The organism is Noviherbaspirillum album (genome assembly GCF_035916955.1).
Taxonomy (GTDB): Bacteria; Pseudomonadota; Gammaproteobacteria; order Burkholderiales; family Burkholderiaceae_D; genus Noviherbaspirillum; species Noviherbaspirillum album.
Map to the genome: position 1 here is coordinate 114066 of NZ_JAWIIV010000008.1, position 18751 is coordinate 132816.

Annotated in this window: 16 protein-coding genes; 8 read left to right on the forward strand and 8 right to left on the reverse strand. The window is 61.3% G+C overall.

Annotation, left to right across the window (positions count from 1 at the left end):
* The first annotated feature begins 37 nt into the window (after positions 1–37).
* Entirely contained in the window at positions 38–847 is an 810-nt protein-coding gene (locus RY831_RS11810; protein ID WP_326506546.1) for an enoyl-CoA hydratase/isomerase family protein, read from the forward strand.
* A 26-nt stretch (positions 848–873) separates the two neighbouring features.
* On the opposite strand, the gene RY831_RS11815 is transcribed toward RY831_RS11810, so the two are convergent.
* The gene (locus RY831_RS11815; protein WP_326506547.1) at positions 874–2184 is read right to left on the reverse strand and encodes an MFS transporter; all 1311 of its coding nucleotides are present in this window, start codon (positions 2182–2184) and stop codon (positions 874–876) included.
* 205 nt (positions 2185–2389) lie between these two features.
* Between RY831_RS11815 and RY831_RS11820 the strand changes: the two genes are divergently transcribed.
* Entirely contained in the window at positions 2390–2656 is a 267-nt protein-coding gene (locus RY831_RS11820) for a hypothetical protein (RefSeq protein ID WP_326506548.1), read from the forward strand.
* A 218-nt stretch (positions 2657–2874) separates the two neighbouring features.
* A complete protein-coding gene (locus tag RY831_RS11825; RefSeq protein WP_326506549.1) occupies positions 2875–3336 on the forward strand; it encodes a response regulator in 462 nt (153 codons plus the stop codon).
* 97 nt (positions 3337–3433) lie between these two features.
* Here RY831_RS11825 and RY831_RS11830 read toward each other — a convergent pair whose 3' ends face one another.
* On the reverse strand, positions 3434–4453 hold the full coding sequence (locus RY831_RS11830; RefSeq protein ID WP_437126256.1) for a Bug family tripartite tricarboxylate transporter substrate binding protein: 1020 nt from the start codon (positions 4451–4453) through the stop codon (positions 3434–3436).
* A gap of 303 nt (positions 4454–4756) precedes the next feature.
* Positions 4757–5143: a cupin domain-containing protein gene (locus tag RY831_RS11835; RefSeq protein WP_326506550.1), complete on the reverse strand. Its 387-nt coding sequence runs from the start codon at positions 5141–5143 to the stop codon at positions 4757–4759.
* A 323-nt stretch (positions 5144–5466) separates the two neighbouring features.
* On the opposite strand from RY831_RS11835, the gene RY831_RS11840 reads away from it, so the two are divergent.
* From RY831_RS11840 to RY831_RS11855, 4 genes are all read left to right on the forward strand, one after another.
* On the forward strand, positions 5467–5907 hold the full coding sequence (locus RY831_RS11840) for a PAS domain-containing protein (RefSeq protein WP_326506551.1): 441 nt from the start codon (positions 5467–5469) through the stop codon (positions 5905–5907).
* Positions 5882–7264: a sensor domain-containing diguanylate cyclase gene (locus RY831_RS11845; RefSeq protein WP_326506552.1), complete on the forward strand. Its 1383-nt coding sequence runs from the start codon at positions 5882–5884 to the stop codon at positions 7262–7264. Before RY831_RS11840 ends, RY831_RS11845 begins: the two co-directional genes overlap by 26 nt.
* Positions 7261–9042 (forward strand): putative bifunctional diguanylate cyclase/phosphodiesterase, encoded by a 1782-nt coding sequence (locus RY831_RS11850; protein ID WP_326506553.1) that lies wholly within the window; start codon positions 7261–7263, stop codon positions 9040–9042. The genes RY831_RS11845 and RY831_RS11850 overlap by 4 nt, the downstream gene beginning before the upstream one ends.
* 98 nt (positions 9043–9140) lie before the next feature.
* Entirely contained in the window at positions 9141–10544 is a 1404-nt protein-coding gene (locus RY831_RS11855; RefSeq protein WP_326506554.1) for a DHA2 family efflux MFS transporter permease subunit, read from the forward strand.
* 76 nt (positions 10545–10620) lie between these two features.
* Here the strand turns inward: RY831_RS11855 and RY831_RS11860 are convergent, their stop codons facing one another.
* The 5 genes from RY831_RS11860 to RY831_RS11880 form a co-directional block, all read right to left on the reverse strand.
* A complete protein-coding gene (locus RY831_RS11860; protein ID WP_326506555.1) occupies positions 10621–11478 on the reverse strand; it encodes an HDOD domain-containing protein in 858 nt (285 codons plus the stop codon).
* A 320-nt stretch (positions 11479–11798) separates the two neighbouring features.
* Positions 11799–13394: an OpgD/OpgG family glucan biosynthesis protein gene (locus RY831_RS11865; protein ID WP_326506556.1), complete on the reverse strand. Its 1596-nt coding sequence runs from the start codon at positions 13392–13394 to the stop codon at positions 11799–11801.
* A gap of 324 nt (positions 13395–13718) precedes the next feature.
* Positions 13719–14639, reverse strand: a complete 921-nt coding sequence (locus RY831_RS11870) for a metal-dependent hydrolase (RefSeq protein ID WP_326506557.1) — start codon at positions 14637–14639, stop codon at positions 13719–13721.
* 355 nt (positions 14640–14994) lie between these two features.
* A complete protein-coding gene (gene ftsH / locus RY831_RS11875; protein ID WP_437126257.1) occupies positions 14995–16875 on the reverse strand; it encodes an ATP-dependent zinc metalloprotease FtsH in 1881 nt (626 codons plus the stop codon).
* Positions 16876–17220: 345 nt separating this feature from the next.
* Positions 17221–18201: a Bug family tripartite tricarboxylate transporter substrate binding protein gene (locus RY831_RS11880; RefSeq protein WP_326506558.1), complete on the reverse strand. Its 981-nt coding sequence runs from the start codon at positions 18199–18201 to the stop codon at positions 17221–17223.
* A gap of 119 nt (positions 18202–18320) precedes the next feature.
* Between RY831_RS11880 and RY831_RS11885 the strand changes: the two genes are divergently transcribed.
* The gene (locus tag RY831_RS11885) at positions 18321–18674 is read left to right on the forward strand and encodes a hypothetical protein (protein ID WP_326506559.1); all 354 of its coding nucleotides are present in this window, start codon (positions 18321–18323) and stop codon (positions 18672–18674) included.
* Positions 18675–18751 lie beyond the last annotated feature (77 nt).

The window sequence follows — 18751 nt, forward strand, 5'->3', positions numbered from 1 at the left end:
TTTCTATTCCGCTTCGCACACCTTGCCAGGAGCCCGCATGAGAATTTCACTTCCCGTCGAGACAAACAATTTCCGCGTTGAACTCGACGAGCATGGCATTGCCCATCTTGTCTTTCAGCCGGCTGGCGGCATGCCGGTTACCGACGCACAGGGTCATGCGGCGCTGGCTGCCGTCTGGCATATGCTGTCCTCTCATACGGAAGTCAGGGCAGTATTGGTGCGCAGCGAAGGCAAGGCCTTCTGCGCCGGCGGCGAGCTGGCAATGGTGGAAGACATGCTGGTCTCGGAACAGGCGCGCCAGCGCGTCATGCGGGAAGCGCGCGATATCGTGCGCGGCATGATCGATTGCACCAAGCCCATCGTGTCGGCGATCAATGGCGCGGCGGTCGGTGCGGGACTTGCGGTGGCGCTGCTGGCGGATATCTCCGTGGCCGCCCGCAATGCCAAGCTGATCGACGGCCATACCAAGCTCGGCGTTGCCGCAGGGGACCATGCGGTGCTGATCTGGCCGCTGCTGTGCGGCATGGCCAAGGCCAAGTACTACCTGATGCTGTGCGAAACCCTCAGCGGCGAGGAAGCGGAACGCATCGGCCTTGTCAGCCGCGTTGTGGATGCCGAGCAGTTGCAGGCCGATGCATTGGACATCGCGCGCAGGCTCGCCACCGGCAGCCCTTCCGCGATCGCCGGCACCAGGCGGTCGCTCAACCTCTGGCTGCAGGCCGCGTGGCCGGCGTTCGAAGCGTCGCTGACGGCGGAAATGATGGATTTCGGCCAGGCCGATGCGAAGGAAGGCGTAGCCGCCATCAGGGAAAAGCGCGCGCCGGTATTCGGCAAGGGCGCGGGTTGAAGCTCGCGTAAATCGCGGAGCCGGCGTTACACCGTTTCACGAGACCCAGCCGGGTCCGGCTCCCTTCGTTCCGGCAGCGTCCGCCCGCCATGCCGCATTGCAAACCGTGCTACCAGTGCCAGCGTCATTACGCCGATCAGGCCGGACAGCATGAAATGCCCGGCATAGCCGAGCCATTTCGCGGACCAGCCGCTCATCGCGCCGATCAATCCTGAAACCACCACCTGGGCACAGGCCTGGATGGTGAAATCCGCGCCCTCATGCCCGGGGCGGCACTGGTTCATCATCATCGCGAACAGCGCCACCGTGGACATGCCGTCGGCGACCTGTTCGAACAGCGCAACGCCATAGATCGGCAAGATGCCGCTGCCGGCATGTGCGAGCCAGGCGAATGCCCCGAGCCCGAGCGCCTGCAGCAGGCCGAACAGGATGAGCGAGCGCATTGCGCCCAAGCGGGTGTAGAGCAAACCGCCGAGGAAGGCGCCGCAGATGCCGGCAAGGCTGCTGACCAGGGTCAGCTGTCCGATCGCCGCCGCCCGCCATCCCTGGTCCACCAGCAGCGGCTTGATCATCGGCGAACCCAGCGAATCGCCGATCTTGAAACCGAGCACGACCAGCAACCACAAACCCATGCCCCGACGTGCGAGAAAGCCGCGATAGTGGCTCCACAGCAGGCTCGGCCCGGCCGAAGTCTCGCTCGCGACGGATTGACGCGGCAAGCGCCGCTGCTCGGGGAACAGCAGGATGGGCAGGGTCATGACGGCCAGCAGCGCAGCCACCATGCTGATCGACATCCGCCAGCCCCAGGCATCGATCACCAGCAGCAACAGGCTGCCGCCGACGATCATGCCGATCTTGTAGCCGCCCACCTGCATGCTGTTGCCCAGTCCTCGCCAGCGGACAGGCAGCATGCGTACCGCCAGGCCGTCGGTCGCCACATCCTGTGTCGACGCCGCCAGGTTAACCAGCAGCAGCAATCCGAGCAGCAAGGGAAGATAGGCGCCGAACAGCGCATCCGGCGGCAGGAGCGCGACGGCCGCCAGGATAACCAGGACACCGGCCTGCAACGGCAGGATCCAGCCACGGTGATGGCCCAGGCGTCGGGAAGCGATCCGGTCTATCCATGGCGCCCATAACACTTTCAGCATCCAGGGCAGGGCGAGCAGTTTGAGCAGGCCGATCACCGCGATGTCGACGCCATGCTGGCGCATCATTACCGGCAAAGCATGCGCAATCAGGCCGGATGGCAATCCTTGCGCGCAGTACAAGGTCGCCAGCAGCACGATGGCGCCGCCAGTCAAAGTCGGTTCGGGCTTGGTGCCGGATGAGAGCTGCATGGAATGGATCTTTTGCGGAATGTCCTTAAGTCTCGCATCTTACCTGCATGCCGCGCGGATTCGTTCGAACCCCGGCTGGTCCTGCGGACCTCTTGCATCATGCCGGTGCAGCCCCCATCTCATCTCCCTGTCAAATTCGAAGGTCGGTCAGCGCATGCTTGGCCGCACAATCATCTCCATAGAACAACTTGCTTATCGAAGACAAATGGACACTACGATTGCATCCTCAAAATATGATCCGAACCGCTTGCTCAATACGCTGATGGAACGGCTCGGTCTTCCCAGCGACAAGGAATTGTCGCAACGCCTGAATATTTCGACCAAGGTGCTGCGAAAGATCCGCACCGGCGAACTCACCATCAGCGCATCCATGCTGTTGTGGATGGCGGAATGCGCGCAGACAACGATAGAAGAGCTGCGAAGCATTCTGGGCGACAGGCGGAGAAAATTGCGCTTGAGCTACGTCATCTGAGCGCAAGCTGTCAGCGGTTTCTGCCCCGTGCGATAAAGCATCATTTACCTTGAGCGGCTTTGGCATCGAGCTTGCTTATCAGTTCTTGGCCACTGGCTGGCTTGCGCCGGCCAGCGGGTCAGGCGCGCGTCGCACGTAAATTGTGCCGTGCAGTCGTAAAAATTCTAGTTTGATTTTTCAACGGTAGGCTGAAGCGATCCATTGGGTGGTTATGAATAATGACAGCGTCAAGTTTAGCCCGGCTGGCAGGTAGCGGGAGCGGAGGAAGAACGGAGGCAGCAAGAAGAAGGGCGCAGCATTCCAGAGCCGATTGCTCACCCAAGCTGCAGGCCCACCGCTTACTGCTCGTCGATGACGATCTCGACCTGCTGGAAATCACTAGCGAATTGCTGGCCGCCTATGGCTTCGATGTCGTCCAGGCGACCAGCGCCAAGGCCGCGCTGGAGATCCTGCAGCAAGGCGCCGACATCGAGATCCTGCTGAGCGACGTGGTCATGCCCGGCATGAGCGGCCTGCAGCTTGCCTATAAGGCACGTGAGTTGAATCCACGACTGAAAATCATTCTCGTGTCCGGATACCCGAATCCAGCCATTGAATCGGGACATGGCTACCTGAGCGACTTCGAATTTCTCGAAAAACCCTATCGCGTGGAAGACGTTCTCCGACTAGCCGAGAAATGACGGACTGCCGCCGCAGTCCATGCGGGAAGATCGGGCTAACGGCTTTCAAGGCGACGGCGGTCGTCCGGTTGAAAGTCGCCTGCCATGCGTGGGTGGATCAATCAACCCGCGCGCCCGACTCCTTGACTACCTGCGCCCATTTCACTGTCTCCGTCTTGATATAGCCGGCGAACTCGGAAGACTTGTTGCCGACCGGTTCCGCGCCCTGCGCGAGGATCTTTTCGCGCATCTGCTGCTGCTGCACGATGCGGCCGACTTCCTGTTCCAGTTTGGAGACGATGGCCGGCGGCGTGCCGGAGGGCACGAAGAGGCCGAACCAGCTGCCGGCCTCGAAGTCGGCGAGTTCGCCGCCGCTCTGCGCCACGGTCGGCACATTCGGCAAGGAGGGAATCGGTTTGGCGGTGGTCACTGCCAGCGCCTTCAGCTTGCCGGCCTTGATCTGTCCAAGGCTTGAGGGAAGGTTGTCGAACATGAGTTCCACGTTGCCGGCGACAAGGTCCGTAACGGCCGGTGCCGACCCCTTGTAGGGCACATGCACGATCTCCGTCTTGGTTTTGCTCTTGAAAAGTTCGCAGCTCAGATGAATCGATGTGCCGGCACCGCTCGATGCGCAGTTGACCTTGCCAGGATTGGCCTTCAAATACGTGACCAGGGTTTTTACATCGGTGATCTTGTTGCGCTCCGCCCATTCCGCATTGACTGCCAGCACGTTGGGTACGCTGGCGACCATGGAAATCGGCGTGAAATCCTTGATATGGTCGTAGGGCATCTTGGCGCCATACAGCGCGGTGTTGATCGCATGCGAACCGACGGTGCCCATCAACAGCGTATAGCCATCCGGCGCGGAGCGCGCGACGTAGGCGGAGCCGGTATTGGCAGCTGCGCCCGGCTTGTTTTCAATAATGACGGACTGTCCCCATGCCTTGCTCAGTTCGCTGCCGACGAAACGGGCAAGGACATCCGTGGTGCCGCCCGAGCTGAACGGGACGACGATCGTGATCTGCTTCGAAGGATAGGTCTGAGCCGGCGACTGGGCTTGGGCTTGGGCCGCGCCCGGGACGAGAATGGCCATGGCTGCCAACGGCAGAATATGTCTGATCTTCACGCGAGTCTCCATTGAATTGGTCGGGACCGCTCTTTATTGCTACATCGGCGGTGTGGGAAATACTTTCACAAGTCGACTCCAGCGTCAATCAGCCGTGGAAGCCGACTGCGCCAGGCACAGGATTGCATCAAGCGCAGGACGCGCGATGCGAAAACCGGGCCATTGCTCCCGAATGGCGCTGAATGGTCATGATTGGCTGTGGCCGGCCCGGAATGAAGGTGCTCCCATCCAAACTCGGCCTCAAGCCCGGCCACACGGCGCCGGGGCTGAAGCCGAGGGGGCAGGTAGGCCCCAAAACCTCGTGCAGACGGGGTATCAATGCCCGTGCTGGCGTTCGTATTCGTCCGCTTCCGCCTTGGTCGCGTGGACGATGCCATCAGGATGCTCCGGCGGGGAATAGATGGTGTAAAGCTTCATTGGCTCGGACGCCGAGGTATTGATCACATTGTGCTCGGTGCCTGCCGGAATGATGACCGCCACGCCGTCTTCAAGCGCATGCTTTTCGCCATTGAGCAGTGCGACGCCTTCACCGGCCTCGACGCGGATGAACTGGTCATGGCCTTCATGGCGCTCAAGCCCGATCTCTTCGCCGGGTTGCAGGGTCATGATGACAAGCTGCATGCGGTCCGTGGTATGCAGGACCACGCGGAATTTGTCATTGCCGAGGGTGTCGTTTTCGATGTTCGTGCTAAAGCCTGTCATTGACGTTTCCTTGTAGTTAAGTGAATGGTATGGCTACAGTGCATACAGTTTCGATCCGATGGACTCGAAGAGGTTGCGAATTGAATAATACCTTGCCGACGCTGTGGCCGTCTTCGCGCCTGTGGATGGTGCGGAGATACGCTCACGCGATCTGTCCATGTCAAAAATTCATCTCGTTTCGATTGCAATTTGGCGCTGTTGTGCGGCTGTATCCCGCGACCTATTGATCTATAACAAGCTTGTCTAAGTCAAAAGAATGGTAGTATTCTTTCCGTCTGGAAATAATTACCAGCGAGCGAGGGCGGTCATACGGGAGAAGAACAATGAAAATTGCAGATGCGGCGATCGATACCTTAGGTGTCGGAACGATAAATGAAGTGACGTACGGCACGCGCTTTGCCCAGGAAAACCTCCTTGGGACGCTGGGAACCTTAAGCAAGGATGCACTCGATGCGCTGGACTTCGGCGTCATCGGCTTTGACGGCGAGACCATCGTCCGGCGGTACAACCGCTTCGAATCGACATGCGCGGGACTGGCGCCGGAACATGTGATCGGCCAGCGCATGTTCACCAGCGTCGCGCCATGCATGAACAATTTCATGGTGGCGCAGCGTTTCGAGGATGCGCTGGCCGATGGCGGCGAACTCGATACCGTCATCGATTATGTGCTCACATTGCGCATGCGGCCGGTAAAGGTGCGGCTGCGGCTGCTCGCCCGTCCTGACGCGGAAATGCGCTATGTTCTCGTTGACCGATCCGGTTAAAAATATGCGCGCGGCAACCATCGAGGAAGAGCACCAGGCGCTTCTGCAATTTCTTTACCTTGCTCCCGTTGGACTCGCGCAGCTGACGACGGACGGCGAGATCGTAATGATCAATCCGCTTTCGGCCCAGTTGCTCATGCCCTTGTCGCGCGATGGAAGCCTGAACAACCTGTTTACGACGCTGGAAACCGTTGCGCCCGAGCTTCGGCACCTGTGCGCGAGCTTTGCGAAGCCGTACGGAATGATCTGCGATGCCGCCCGGCTTCCGGTCAATGCCGGCGTCCCGGGCAAGTCCGACCCGCAAATCCTGTCCCTGACCCTGCTCAAGCTGGACGCAACGCGTCTGATGGCCGTACTCTCAGACGTCAGCGTGCAGGTCAAGCGCGAAAGGCAGCTTCAGCAGCACGAAGCCTGGTTCAATGCCATCCTGCATGGCATGACCGATTACGCGCTGGTGTCCCTGAACGGCGAGGGCGGCATCGAGCAATGGAATGAAAGCCTAAAGCGGGTTACCGGCCTGGAGGAGGCCGACGTGGCTGATCGTTCCTATTCGGTCTTTTTCCCGGACGGCACCACGACAAAAGACAATCTGGCCGATCGCCTGCATGAAGCCGACCTGAACGGCTGGAGCTTGCAGGAAGGCTACTGCCGCCGGGCCGACGGCACCCGCTTCTGGGCCAGCACGCTGATCACGCCGCTGCGCCTGGGCAATGACGATGCCGCGCATGCCGTGGCCATTCGCAAAGACATGCCGGACAGTCATTCCTACTGCCTGGTCATCCGTGACATTCATGAAAAGCGCGAAGCCAGCGAATCGCGGCGCAAGGAACTGCTTTGCGATCATCTGACCGGCGTGGCAAACCGTCGGGCGTTCTTCGATGCGGCCGAACTCGAACTCGAGCGCATGAGGCGATCGCCCCGGCCCTTGTCGCTCGTACTGTTCGATGCCGATTCCTTCAAAAGCATCAATGATCGCTACGGCCATCCCGTCGGGGACGCCGTTCTTCGCCATTTTGCCGCTACGCTTCAGGAAACCTTCCGCCAGGTCGACGTCGTGGCCCGCATCGGCGGCGAGGAATTCGCGGTGATCCTGCCTTCGACCGACCTGCCCGCCGCACTGGCCGCATCGGAGCGTTTGCGCGCCGCGGTGGAGGATGCATGTGTCGAGATCGATGGCGTGCGCATCCGTTACACGGTAAGCGGCGGCGTTGCGTCAATGGACGCCGATGTGTCCAGCCTGGATGAACTGATCAAGCGTGCCGACACGGCGCTGTACGATGCCAAGGCCGATGGCCGCAACTGCATCCGAACCTGGAAAGCCGGGCATGTCAGGCGACTGAAGATGGTGATGTCATGACCGACGACTCGCAAGAAGCCTACGAGGCGCTGCTGGAATTTTTGTACCGCGTGCCTGTGGCCCTGCTGCAGGTCAATGAGGATGGCGTCATCGACATGCTCAACCCGATGGCAGCCCAGTTGCTGATGCCGCTTGCCACCGATGGCCTTCTGGACAACCTGTTCACGGTGCTCGCCCCGCTGGCGCCCTGGCTTGCCGCCACGGTGCATGAATTCGAGCCGGCATCGGGCCTGGTGTGCGAATCCAGGCGCATCGACATCGGTCATCTCCGTCCTCAGCGCCATGGCCCGCAGGTGCTTTCGGCAAGCATCATGAAACTGGGCGCGCAGCGCTTCATGGTGGTGCTGGCCGATGCAACGCGGGACGCGGAACGAGAACAGCAGACGCTGCTGCGCGAACTCAGCGATGCGGCGCGCATCGACGGGCTGACCCGCATGCCCAACCGCTCGGCCGTGCGCGAAACACTGCAGCGGATGATCGACCAGTCGCTGCCCGATACGCAGGAGTTTGCCGTGCTGTTCATCAACTGCGATCGTTTCAAGCAGATCAACGACAGCTTCGGCAATGCGATCGGAGATCATATCCTGCGCACGATTGCCGAACGCCTGCGCTTGTCGCTCCGGCGCGCGGACCTGGTCGGCACACCGCAGAGTTCGTTGCAGAGTTCGCTGCAGATGGCCGCCCGTTTCAGCGGCGATGAATTCGTCGTGATCCTCGACGGGCTGCGGCACGGCGAGAACGCATCGAATGTCGCGCGCCGTATCCTCACGGCGCTGGAAGCACCGTACCGGGTCGATGCCCAGGAGATCGTCTGCAGTTTCAGCATCGGCATCGTGGTGCCCGACGCATCGCGCGCCGATGCCGATATGTTGCTGCAGGACGCAAGCATCGCGATGGCGGAAGCCAAGCGGGCAGGCGGCGCGCGCCATGCGCTGTTCGATCCGGCGATGCGCGAGCGGGCGCAAAAGCGGGGCGGCATGGAAGCGGAACTGCGCCAGGCGCTGCTGCACCGCGGGCTGCATGTCCAATATCAGCCCATCGTCGGCCTGCAGCAGGAGGGGGACGATGCGGGCGGCATTCCGGCGGTCGGCGCGGAAGCGCTGGTGCGATGGCACCATCCGGCCAAGGGAAGTATTCCTCCGCCCGAGTTCATCGGCATCGCGGAAGAATGCGGTCTCATCGGCGCTCTCGGCGAATTCGTTCTGGAGACCGCCTGCGCGGATTTCATGGAATGGCAACAACGGCTCGGGCCCAACGCGCCCGGCCTGCTCGCGGTGAACCTGTCGCGCGCGCAGCTGGCCGATGCCGGACTGGTGCAGCGCGTGCAGCAGATACTGCGCTCGACCGGCATGGCGCCCGGCGCGCTGCAGCTGGAAATCACCGAGAGCCTGGCGGCTCAGGACGATGTCGTGCAGTCGCGGCTGCGGGATCTCAAGGCGCTCGGCATCAAGCTGGCGCTCGATGACTTCGGCACCGGCTATTCTTCGCTGTCGTGCCTGCACATGCTGCCGGTCGATACCGTCAAGATCGACCGGTCCTTCGTGTGCCAGGCCGACATCAGTCCGCACCACCGCGTCCTCATCGAGGCAACGGTCAGGGTGGCGCACAGCCTGAGCATGAATACCGTGGCCGAAGGCGTGGAGACGCCTGCGCAGGCTGCGGTCATACGGGAACTGCAATGCGACAAGGGCCAGGGTTATCTGTACAGCCGGCCGCTAGGCAACCACCAGTTCATGGCCTGGATCGAAGAACGCCTCCAGTCCAGGTGCGCCGCATAGCGCATCGCGGGAACGCCGCGCGGTTTTGGGATATTCTCCGGGGGCTGCAATCCTGATCGGTGCAGCCGACCGAGCATACCAACCGCACCCGTCCCCGCATGGAACCCGAACAAGGCAGCTACCGCTTCATTGCGCTCGTCGTGGCGAGCATCTTCTTCATGGCGCTGCTCGACGGCGTCATCATCAACACGGCATTGCCGCAGATGGCCGCATCCTTCGGCGTGCAGCCAGTCGAACTCAGCATCGGCGTCACCATCTACATGCTGACCGTCGCCATGTTCATGCCCTTGTCTGGCTGGGCTGCCGACCGCTTCGGCGCGCGCCGCATCTTCCTTTTGGCCATCCTGCTTTTCACGCTGGCATCGGTTGCCTGCGCGGCCGCATCCAGCCTTTCCCAGTTCGCACTGGCGCGCGCGGTGCAAGGCATCGGCGGCGGCATGATGATTCCCATCGGCCGCCTCATTGTGCTCGGACAAGCAAGAAAATCGGAGCTCCTGCAGGCAACGGCGCTCATCACCTGGCCGGCATTGTTTGCCCCGGTGATCGGACCCGTGATCGGCGGCTTCATTACCGAATACGCGTCATGGCGCTGGAACTTTCTGCTCAACATCCCGCTCGGTGCCATCGGCCTGGTCCTGGTGGCGCTGGTCGTGCCGGAACAGGCGGGCAGGCGGGATCGCGTGCTGGATTTGCGGGGATTCCTTCTTACAGCTTCGGCGCTGGGCATGCTGCTGTTCGGCCTCGAACTCAGTGCCCATGCGCAGCGGGAGTGGCGATTGCCGGTTGGGTTGGTTGCCGCCGGCATGGCATGCGGCGCGCTGGCGATTCGCCATCTCAAGCGGGCAGCCAATCCGCTGCTCGACCTTTCGCCGTTCGGCGTGCAGACCTTCGCCGCGGCATCGCTGATGGCAGGCACCTACATCCAGGTCGCCATCGCCGCCACGCCCTTCCTGCTGCCCTTGCTGTTCCAACTGGTGTTCGGCCTGAACGCGTTCGAGGCGGGGGGCTTACTGTTCATCTATTTCGCCGGGAACCTGCTGATGAAAACCGTGACCACCCCCGTGCTGCGCCGTTTCGGTTTTCGTGCGGTGTTGTCATGCAACGGCATGCTGGTGGGCCTGTCGATCGCATGCTGCGCCCTGCTGGAGCGCGAGGCCAGTCAGGCGTTCATCGCCATCGTGCTATTCCTCGCCGGCGCGACCCGGTCCATGCAATTCACCGCAATCAATACGATCGCCTATGCGGACATCAACTCGGCGCAGCGAAGTTCGGCGTCAACCCTGGCGGCGATGGTGCAGCAGACCGGCATGATGGTCGGCGTGGCACTGGCCACGTTTCTCCTCAATGGAAACAACTGGCTGCGCGCCGGCAGCGGCGTCGGCCAGCAGGATTTCCGTGCCGCCTTCATCATTCTCGGCACCATGGCCGTGATCGCATCGATGCGTTTCCTGAAGCTGCCGGCGGATGCCGGAGCCGAAATCACCGGCCGGGCGGGGAATTGAGTCCGGCCCATCATCGATGGGCCGGCCGGCAAAGGGAAAAGTTCCAGCGGGACCGGAAGCCGCGATGCCCGCGGGCTCAGCCTATTTCGTCGAAACGCTGGTGCAGCTGCTCGCAAATGTCGGTCATCTCGTCGGAGGAAATGCCGAGCGCATCCATGGCCAGCTGGCCGCCTTTTTCCCATTCGAAGTGCCTGTTCTGGCCGCGATAGGACTGGATGGCCTTTTCAACGACCAGGCTCAGCGCAACCAGGCCCTTGATCAGGTCCGGCGTGATGTTGTCTGCAAGGATTTCATATTCATGATGCAGGCGGATGGCCATGGCGACATCGCCTGACAGGCCCCAGTTTTTCGCCAGGAGTGCGCCGATGGTGGCATGCGAAGTATGATGCCGCTGATCCTCGATGGTGGTGAAGCGCTCGCTGACCGTTTCGTTGGCCAGACGCAGGGTTTCCACGTAATCCGGGAAACGATTGATCAGCAGCGGAATACCGATGTCGCAGAAGAGCCCGAAGGTATGCGCAACGTCGGGGGAAGCGACGCGCAACTCGCGCGACAGCAGGGACATCGCAAAGGCCCGCTTGTCGGCCGCATCCCAGAAGCGCGTCAGGAGCGGATTGCTGGTATTGACCGTCTTGCGGGCGATCAGGCCCAGCATGATGGATGCGCACTGCGACAACCCGATATAACCAATCGCCTGCTTGACGGTTTCAGCCTTTCGCTTGAGGCCGTAGAACGGCGAATTGGCGGTGCGCAGCAAGGTCGCCGACAATGCCACGTCGCGGCTGACCAGGGTGGCAATCCTGTTAGGGTCGGGGTCTTCCTGCGTCAGTTCCTGCTGCAGGTGGGCCAGCAATTCCGGGCGGGCGGGAATCTGGATCGATCTCACGACTTCATCGATTGCCAGCTCGGGAAGCGTTGCTGTGGAAACCTGCATATTGAGTCACCGGAAGGAATTGGAATCTACGGCCAGGAACGATCTGAACCGAATCGCCTTCCATTGAAGTCGGTCCTGGGTTCGGATTGCGTTACCTTGCAGAAATTCTAGATCGGTTGTTGCTGTAAGACAAGAATTTGTTTGTGCGACGCCTGTTCATTCTGGCCATGCCCGTTTCTATGCACTTGCGCCGCTGGTGCGGAGCCGCCAGTGTTGCCTCTGGAGCGGTTTCGCCTTGACCGGCTTAATCGAGGCCGAGGCGGATTATTTCCGGGACAAGGCGCGGCGACGCGACATGGCGGGCTCGGCGAAAGCGTCCTTCAAAGCTGCCGCATGTCCGCCGCGGGCGGCGTCCATTGATAGAGCCAGGTTTCGCAAAGGGGCGCGCCGCCGGCGGTCATGTAGACGCGCAGGTCGATGGGAGCGACGCTGTCGTCGGTAGGCTTGAGGTCGAACATCACCCTGTAACCCTGGATGTCGTGGAGCGGACGCGCCGAACTCAATTCCACGGTGCCGCGCGAAGCGCTGATGACCGGCGTCACCTTTGCATCCTTGCCCAGCAGCTTGAGGTTGCCGCCGACGAAATCGATCACGAAACGCCGGGAATAATACTTGCGCTTCTGTCCGATTACGCCGCCGATGCCGGTGCGGGTGGCAGCGACAGTGGCCAGCGGCGACGACACGGGAATGTCCCGCCCCCAGTGCATCCGATAGGCGTACAGGTGCTCCTGTCCCGGCTGCGGCTTCTCGACCGGATTCCAGAAGCAGACGATATTGTCGAAGGTTTCATCCACCGTCGGAATTTCGACCAGCTGTATCGTACCCTTGCCCCAGCCGGATTTCGGTTCTATCCAGAGGCTGGGGCGCTTCTCGTAGAACACGCCGTCGTCCTGGTAGTGATCGAAATTGCGGTCGCGCTGCAGCAGGCCGAAGCCGCGCGGATTCTCATCCTGGTAGGCGTTGAAGCGCAGCTGCGCCGGGTTGGTCAGCGGGCGCCAGATCCATTCGCCGTTGCCGCGCAACATGGACAGGCCGTCCGAGTCGTGGATTTCAGGCCGCCAGTCGTTGGCCGCCGCGATGTGGCGGTCGTTTTCTCCATTCTGGAACATGCTGGTCAGCGGCGCGATGCCGAGTCTTTCTATCGCCTTGCGCGGATAGAGTGCCACGTCCACATCCATCACGAAGGAAGCGCCGGGCTCCATTTCGAAGCGATAGGCGCCGGCGACGCTGGGAGAATCGAGCAGCGCATAGACGATCAGCCGAGTCGAGTCCTTTTGCGGACGCTCCAGCCAGAACTTGGTGAACATCGGAAATTCTTCAGGGCGGTCCATGCCGCAATCGATGGCGAGGCCGCGCGCCGACAGGCCGTACTGCCAGTCCGAGCCGACCGCGCGGAAATAGCTTGCGCCGAGGAAGGCGGTGACGTCGCGTGTCAGGTCGGTGTGAAAGTTGATCCTGAAGCCGGCGAAGCCAAGGTCCTTGGGCAGCTTGCGTGGATGCAGACCGCTTTTGCCGTAGTCGAACATCGCGGGGTCGTAGGCGATCTCCCGGGCCTGGCCGTTCGCCAGTTCATGGATATGCACCGGCGTCTTGAAGAACAGGCCGAGGTGAAAGAACTTAGCCTGGAACAACGACGGTTCGCTCGCCCATAATGCATGTTCGGCGCGGTACTGGATCGCCTGGTACTGGTCCCAGTCCAGCTTTTCGACATCTGCCGGCAAGCGCTCCGACGGCGGCCGGTAGGCATTGGCCGCGAGCTGCTGCGCATGGCCCTTGAGCCACGCATAGTCGAAGGCCTGCGCCTGGCCTACGTACTTGAGCGGACGCGGCGACGTTGCCGCCGCAAGCAGGGGGGATGAATGAAAGCCGGCCGCCGCCAGGGCCGCCGCGCCTCTCAGAAAATCGCGTCTATGCATAAACTCCCTTATCCATTGTGTTCATCGTGCAGTGTGTGCCGCGACCCGGCACGGCATGCCGAGTCCCGGCCTGCGTTCCAGGTGGTCCCGGCAGCGTTGCCTTCCTTCGTTGGAGGGCGTTCAGGGTTGCCGCACTTGAGCGGCGAATGAATTACCGCACGGCTTCGAATCGACTCAACTCGTTGCAGTTCGTCGCAACTCGATTCAGGCTGTCGCGGGTGGCGTGCGCCGCTGTTTTCGTTTAAGGCTAGTGGGGTCGCCATGGACACCGGCGTCGTATCACGCCGGCCCGCCCGGAATGGTTCCGGAGCGGGCGGTTAAAGCTCAGAACTGGTAGGCCTCGCCCGGATTCATGGTCACGACGCGAACCGGCGCATTGCCTATGGCGCTGGTGTACTCGGCCGGCGTTCCCTTGAGCTGGGGCGTGGTGCCATAGTGGATCGGGATCGCATATTTCGGCTTGAGCATATGTACCGTGGCTACCGCGGCATCCTTGGGATCCATCACGAAATGGCCGCCGATCGGGATCAGCAGCAGGTCAGGCCGGTAATAGTCGCCGATCAGCCGCATGTCGCCGAACAGCCCGGTGTCGCCCATGTGGTAGATCTTGAATCCGTTCTCGAGCTCGATGATGAAGCCGATCGGTTCGCCGCCGACATGCGTTTCGTCCTTGCCGGTGGATGGATTGCGCCACACCAGCTCGGAGCTGTGCTCCGCATGCGTTGCGGTAATCTTGATGTTCGGACCGATCGGCGTTATCGTGCCGCCCTTGTTGAAGCGCGGCGACAGCTCGGTCGGGAGCATGCCCAGGTGAACCAAGGACTGGTTCAGCCCGGCCGGGCCGTAGACCGGTGCATTATTGAGCTTGGCCAGCGCCGGCGCATCGAGGAAATGGTCCATGTGAGCATGGGTCACCAGGATCAGGTCGACCTTGCCCAGCGCCTCCAGCCGCCGGAAGCCTTCGGGTGTTTTCGGATTGGTCGTCAGCCACGGGTCGATGACGATCACCTTGCCCCCGGGCGTGGTGATCTTCGTCGCCGCCTGGCCCAGCCACTGCACCGTGACCTTGCCCGCCGCGACCGGGGTGGGAGCCGGGGCCGTGGCCGGGACGGTGCTCGATACGATGATCGGAGTAGGCGTCGGCGAAGCCGATGCGGCCGGTCCGCTTGATGTGCCGCAGGCGGCGACAAGCAGCGATGCCGCCGCAATGGCGAGCGCCGGGAAAACTTTCTTGTTGATCGTCATTCCTAGATCCTCGATTGGTCGGTCGTGATTCGTCGGGGGCACAGGAAACCGATGAACGGCATGCCACTCGCTGTGCCATGCGTGAAGCGGAAACATGGGCAAACCTCGCAAGTTTAATCGGCAATCTTATGGAAGCTGCGGCAGTTGACGGCCTGCTTTAAGTAAATCAATCATCTTTCATCCAGGCATCAAATTTCCGTCCCGGTCGGCGCGTTTTCGAGCTTGGAACGCGCGGGGAACATGGAATGGATGAAACGCAGAGGATAGGGGCAGGAAAGACATCGCACAAAAGCACCACGGGCGTGCAATCTGCACGCCCGTGGCGGATGCTGCTAGCGAAGTAAGACCCCCGCGCTTATGCGGGAGCAACCGCGTTCGGGGTCGCCGGGTCAGAAGGACGGTTCTTCTTCTCCGGGATGTCGTACTTCGGAGGACGCGGCGGATTGCCCGACATGATGTCCTTGATCTGGTCGGCGTCGATGCTTTCCCAGTCGAGCAGGGCCTTGGTCATCGCCTCGACCTTGTCCCGGTTCTCTTCGAGCAGGCGGCGCGCCAGCGCATACTGGCGGTCGATGATGTCGCGGATTTCGGCGTCGACCTTCTGCTGCGTCTCTTCCGATACAGACGGCGTCGGCCCGAACGGCGACTGCTGATCATCATCCACATAGACCATGGTGCCCAGGGTTTCGGACATGCCGAAACGGGTCACCATCGCCCGCGCCAGCTTGGTCGCGCGTTCGAAGTCGTTCGAAGCGCCGGTGGACTGCTGGTTCATGAACAGTTCTTCCGCGATGCGGCCGCCGAACAGGATGGAAATGTCTTCCAGCATCTTGTCCTTGTACATGTTCACGCGGTCATGCTCGGGCAATTGCCAGGTCAGGCCGAGCGCCATGCCGCGCGGCATGATGGTGACCTTGTGCACAGGATCGGCCTTTGGCAGCAGCGACGCCACCACCGCATGGCCGGACTCGTGGTATGCGGTGTTGCGGCGCTCTTCCTCGCGCATCACCGCGGACTTGCGCTCCGGGCCCATGATGATCTTGTCCTTGGCATCCTCGAAGTCGCGCATGTCGACGATCTGCTTGTTGCGCCGGGCGGCGAACAGCGCGGCTTCATTGACCAGGTTGGCCAGTTCGGCGCCGGAGAATCCGGGCGTGCCGCGGGCCAGCACCTGCGGCTCGACGTCGCGCGAGATCGGCACCTTGCGCAGGTGTACGTTCAGGATCTGCTCGCGGCCGCGGATGTCCGGCAGGCCTACCATGACTTGGCGGTCGAAACGGCCGGGACGCAACAGCGCCTTGTCCAGCACGTCGGCGCGGTTGGTTGCGGCAATCACGATGACGCCGGAATTGCCTTCAAAGCCGTCCATCTCCACCAGCAGCTGGTTGAGCGTCTGCTCGCGTTCGTCGTTGCCGCCGCCCATGCCGCTGCCGCGCTGACGGCCGACCGCGTCGATCTCGTCGATGAAGATGATGCAGGGCGCATGCTCCTTGGCCATGCGGAACATGTCGCGCACGCGGGAGGCGCCGACACCGACGAACATTTCAACGAAATCCGAGCCGGAAATGGTGAAGAAGGGCACGCGGGCTTCGCCGGCGATGGCGCGGGCCAGCAGCGTCTTGCCGGTGCCCGGCGGGCCGACCATCAGCACGCCGTGCGGCACGCGGCCGCCGAGCTGCTGGAATTTGCGCGGATCGCGCAGGAAGTCGACGATCTCGCCGACTTCTTCCTTGGCCTCGTCGCAGCCGGCAACGTCGGCGAAGGTAATGCGGTTGCTTTTCTCATCGAGCATGCGTGCCTTCGATTTGCCGATGGAGAGCACGCCGCCCATGCCGCCCTTGCCCTGCGACTTGGACATGAAGAAGACCCAGACGCCGATGAGGAGCAGCATCGGGAACCAGGAGATGAACAACTGCGACAGGAAAGAAGGTCCTTCGGGATTCTTGACGTCGAAGCGCACGTTATTGTCGATGAGATCGCTGATCAGGCCGCGATCAAGCAGCGTGGTGGTGGAACTGAGCACAGCCCCGCCGCTGGTCACCGCAGTAATGCGCTCTCCCTCGATCGTCGCTTCCTTGATGTTTCCGGCCTTGATTTCGGTGATCAGCTCCGAATAGGCGATTGCCTTGGCAGATGACGGTACGCCGCTGCTGCCACCAAGCGACTGGCCGAAGATGAAGAATATGAAAAACATGATGGCAGCCCAGATTGCGGCCTGCGGATATTTCTTGTTCACAACACCTCCTCGGGGAACCAGCTTGCCTGTTGTGAGGAAAGGCAAACCGTTGTAAATGACTACACGACGCAGGTTAACCCATGCTGCCTTGGATAAAAACCGAGGTTTATGGCTAGGTTGCTTCGGTAATCTAGGAGTCTCAGATGAGGCCGGGCGCTGCGCTTTCAAGTGGACCTGCCTGCAGGATAGGCGTTCCCTGCGGCGGCGGCAATAGAGGCTTTTTTCCTGCATCGGACCCAGGCATCGTGTCGGTTTGTCGGGCCCAATGAAAAAAGGGCAAGCCAGGCTTGCCCTTTTTACCGCGCCGTAACATGTCCAGGCGCAGCGGATCGCTTGTTTGCGCTATCAGCCGGCTTTCGCTAGGCCCAAGCTTTCCACGGTTTCCTTCTCTTCCTTGAAAGTCTCCTGGGCGAACTTGGTATAGGCGGCGCTATCCTTGTAGATAATGGGCTGGTCGAATTTTTCCAGAACGGCAACCACGGTTGGATCTTCCAGGGTTTTCTTGAACGCATCCTGCAGCCGCTTGACCAGCGCCGGATCCATGCCTTTCGGTCCGCCGATGCCGAACGGCGAATCGGAAACGGTTTGATAGCCAAGTTCCAACAATGTGGGTACGTTCGGCCAGCGCTTGGTGCGCTTGCTGCCGTAGGTCGCCAGCAGGCGCGCGCGGCCGGCTTCGACTGCGGAGGCCCAACCGGTGGCGTCGCTGTGTCCCATCACATGGCCGCCCAGCAGGGCCTGCATGCCGTCGGCATTGCCTTTGAACGGCACGTGCAGCAGCTTGATGCCGGCCCGCTTGGCGAACTGTTCTACTACCAGGTGCGGCGTGGTGCCGGTGCCGGTGGAACCATAAGTGAAGCCGTCGGGATTGGCCTTCGCATAGTCAACGAGTTCCTTCACCGATTTGATCGGAGAATCCGAGCGCACCACCATGCCGAAGGTGTAGCCGGTCATGCAGGCAATGTAGGTCAGGTCCTTCATCGGGTCGAAGGAGACCTTCTGCATGTGCGGCAGGCGGAAGATGCCTAGCGGCAGCTGCGACAGGGTGTACCCGTCCGGCTGGGCGCGGGCCAGTTCGCCAGCGCCAAGGATCCCACCGGCACCCGGCTTGTTTTCAATGATGACGGTGCCGCCGATCTGGCGGGCGAGACTGTCGCCGATGGCGCGCATCACCACATCCGTCGAACCGCCGGCCGGCCAAGGCACGAGCAGGCGAATCGGACGGGAAGGATATTTATCCTGGGCGATCGCCGGCAGGGCGATCGTGGCACCGAGCGCCACCGCGCCTTTGATGAAATTGCGGCGGGGGTGGTGTGGAATCGACATGGTTGATTTCCTTTAATGATGTGACGTGGATGGAAAAATCCTGTATGCGCCGGTCGGCGAACCGAGGGATGAATAGCGGCCGGGCGGCCGTTCGTTATGGTCGGGTTTGGAACAAGCCCTTGACGCCGCAGCGCACCGGCACGGCTGCGCCTCCGCACCTGGCTGCAATTACAGTGGCTGCAGCGGCTGCCGCAGCAGCGGATTCGCCGAATTGCATCGTTGTCATTTGCATCTTGTCTCCCAACTTTTCCCGAAATGAGCTTCTTTCCGATCACTCGACGGTGCCGCACGACGGCATCCGTGATAAGAACGATCGTGCATTTTGTTCGGGCGATTATAAGGAGTCTTACGCTGAATGTGCAAATATCAGAATATATTTCTGCAATGCAGAATTAATTCTCGCAGTTGACCACGGTATTTCCATGGCTCAATTGCCATTAAATAACAAACTGCAAGAGCTAAAAATCCACTAGACGCTGTTCATTTTTTGCTTATACACTAGTACGCAGCAGTACCACGACAGAACCGTGTTCTGCTATGCAGTACAAAA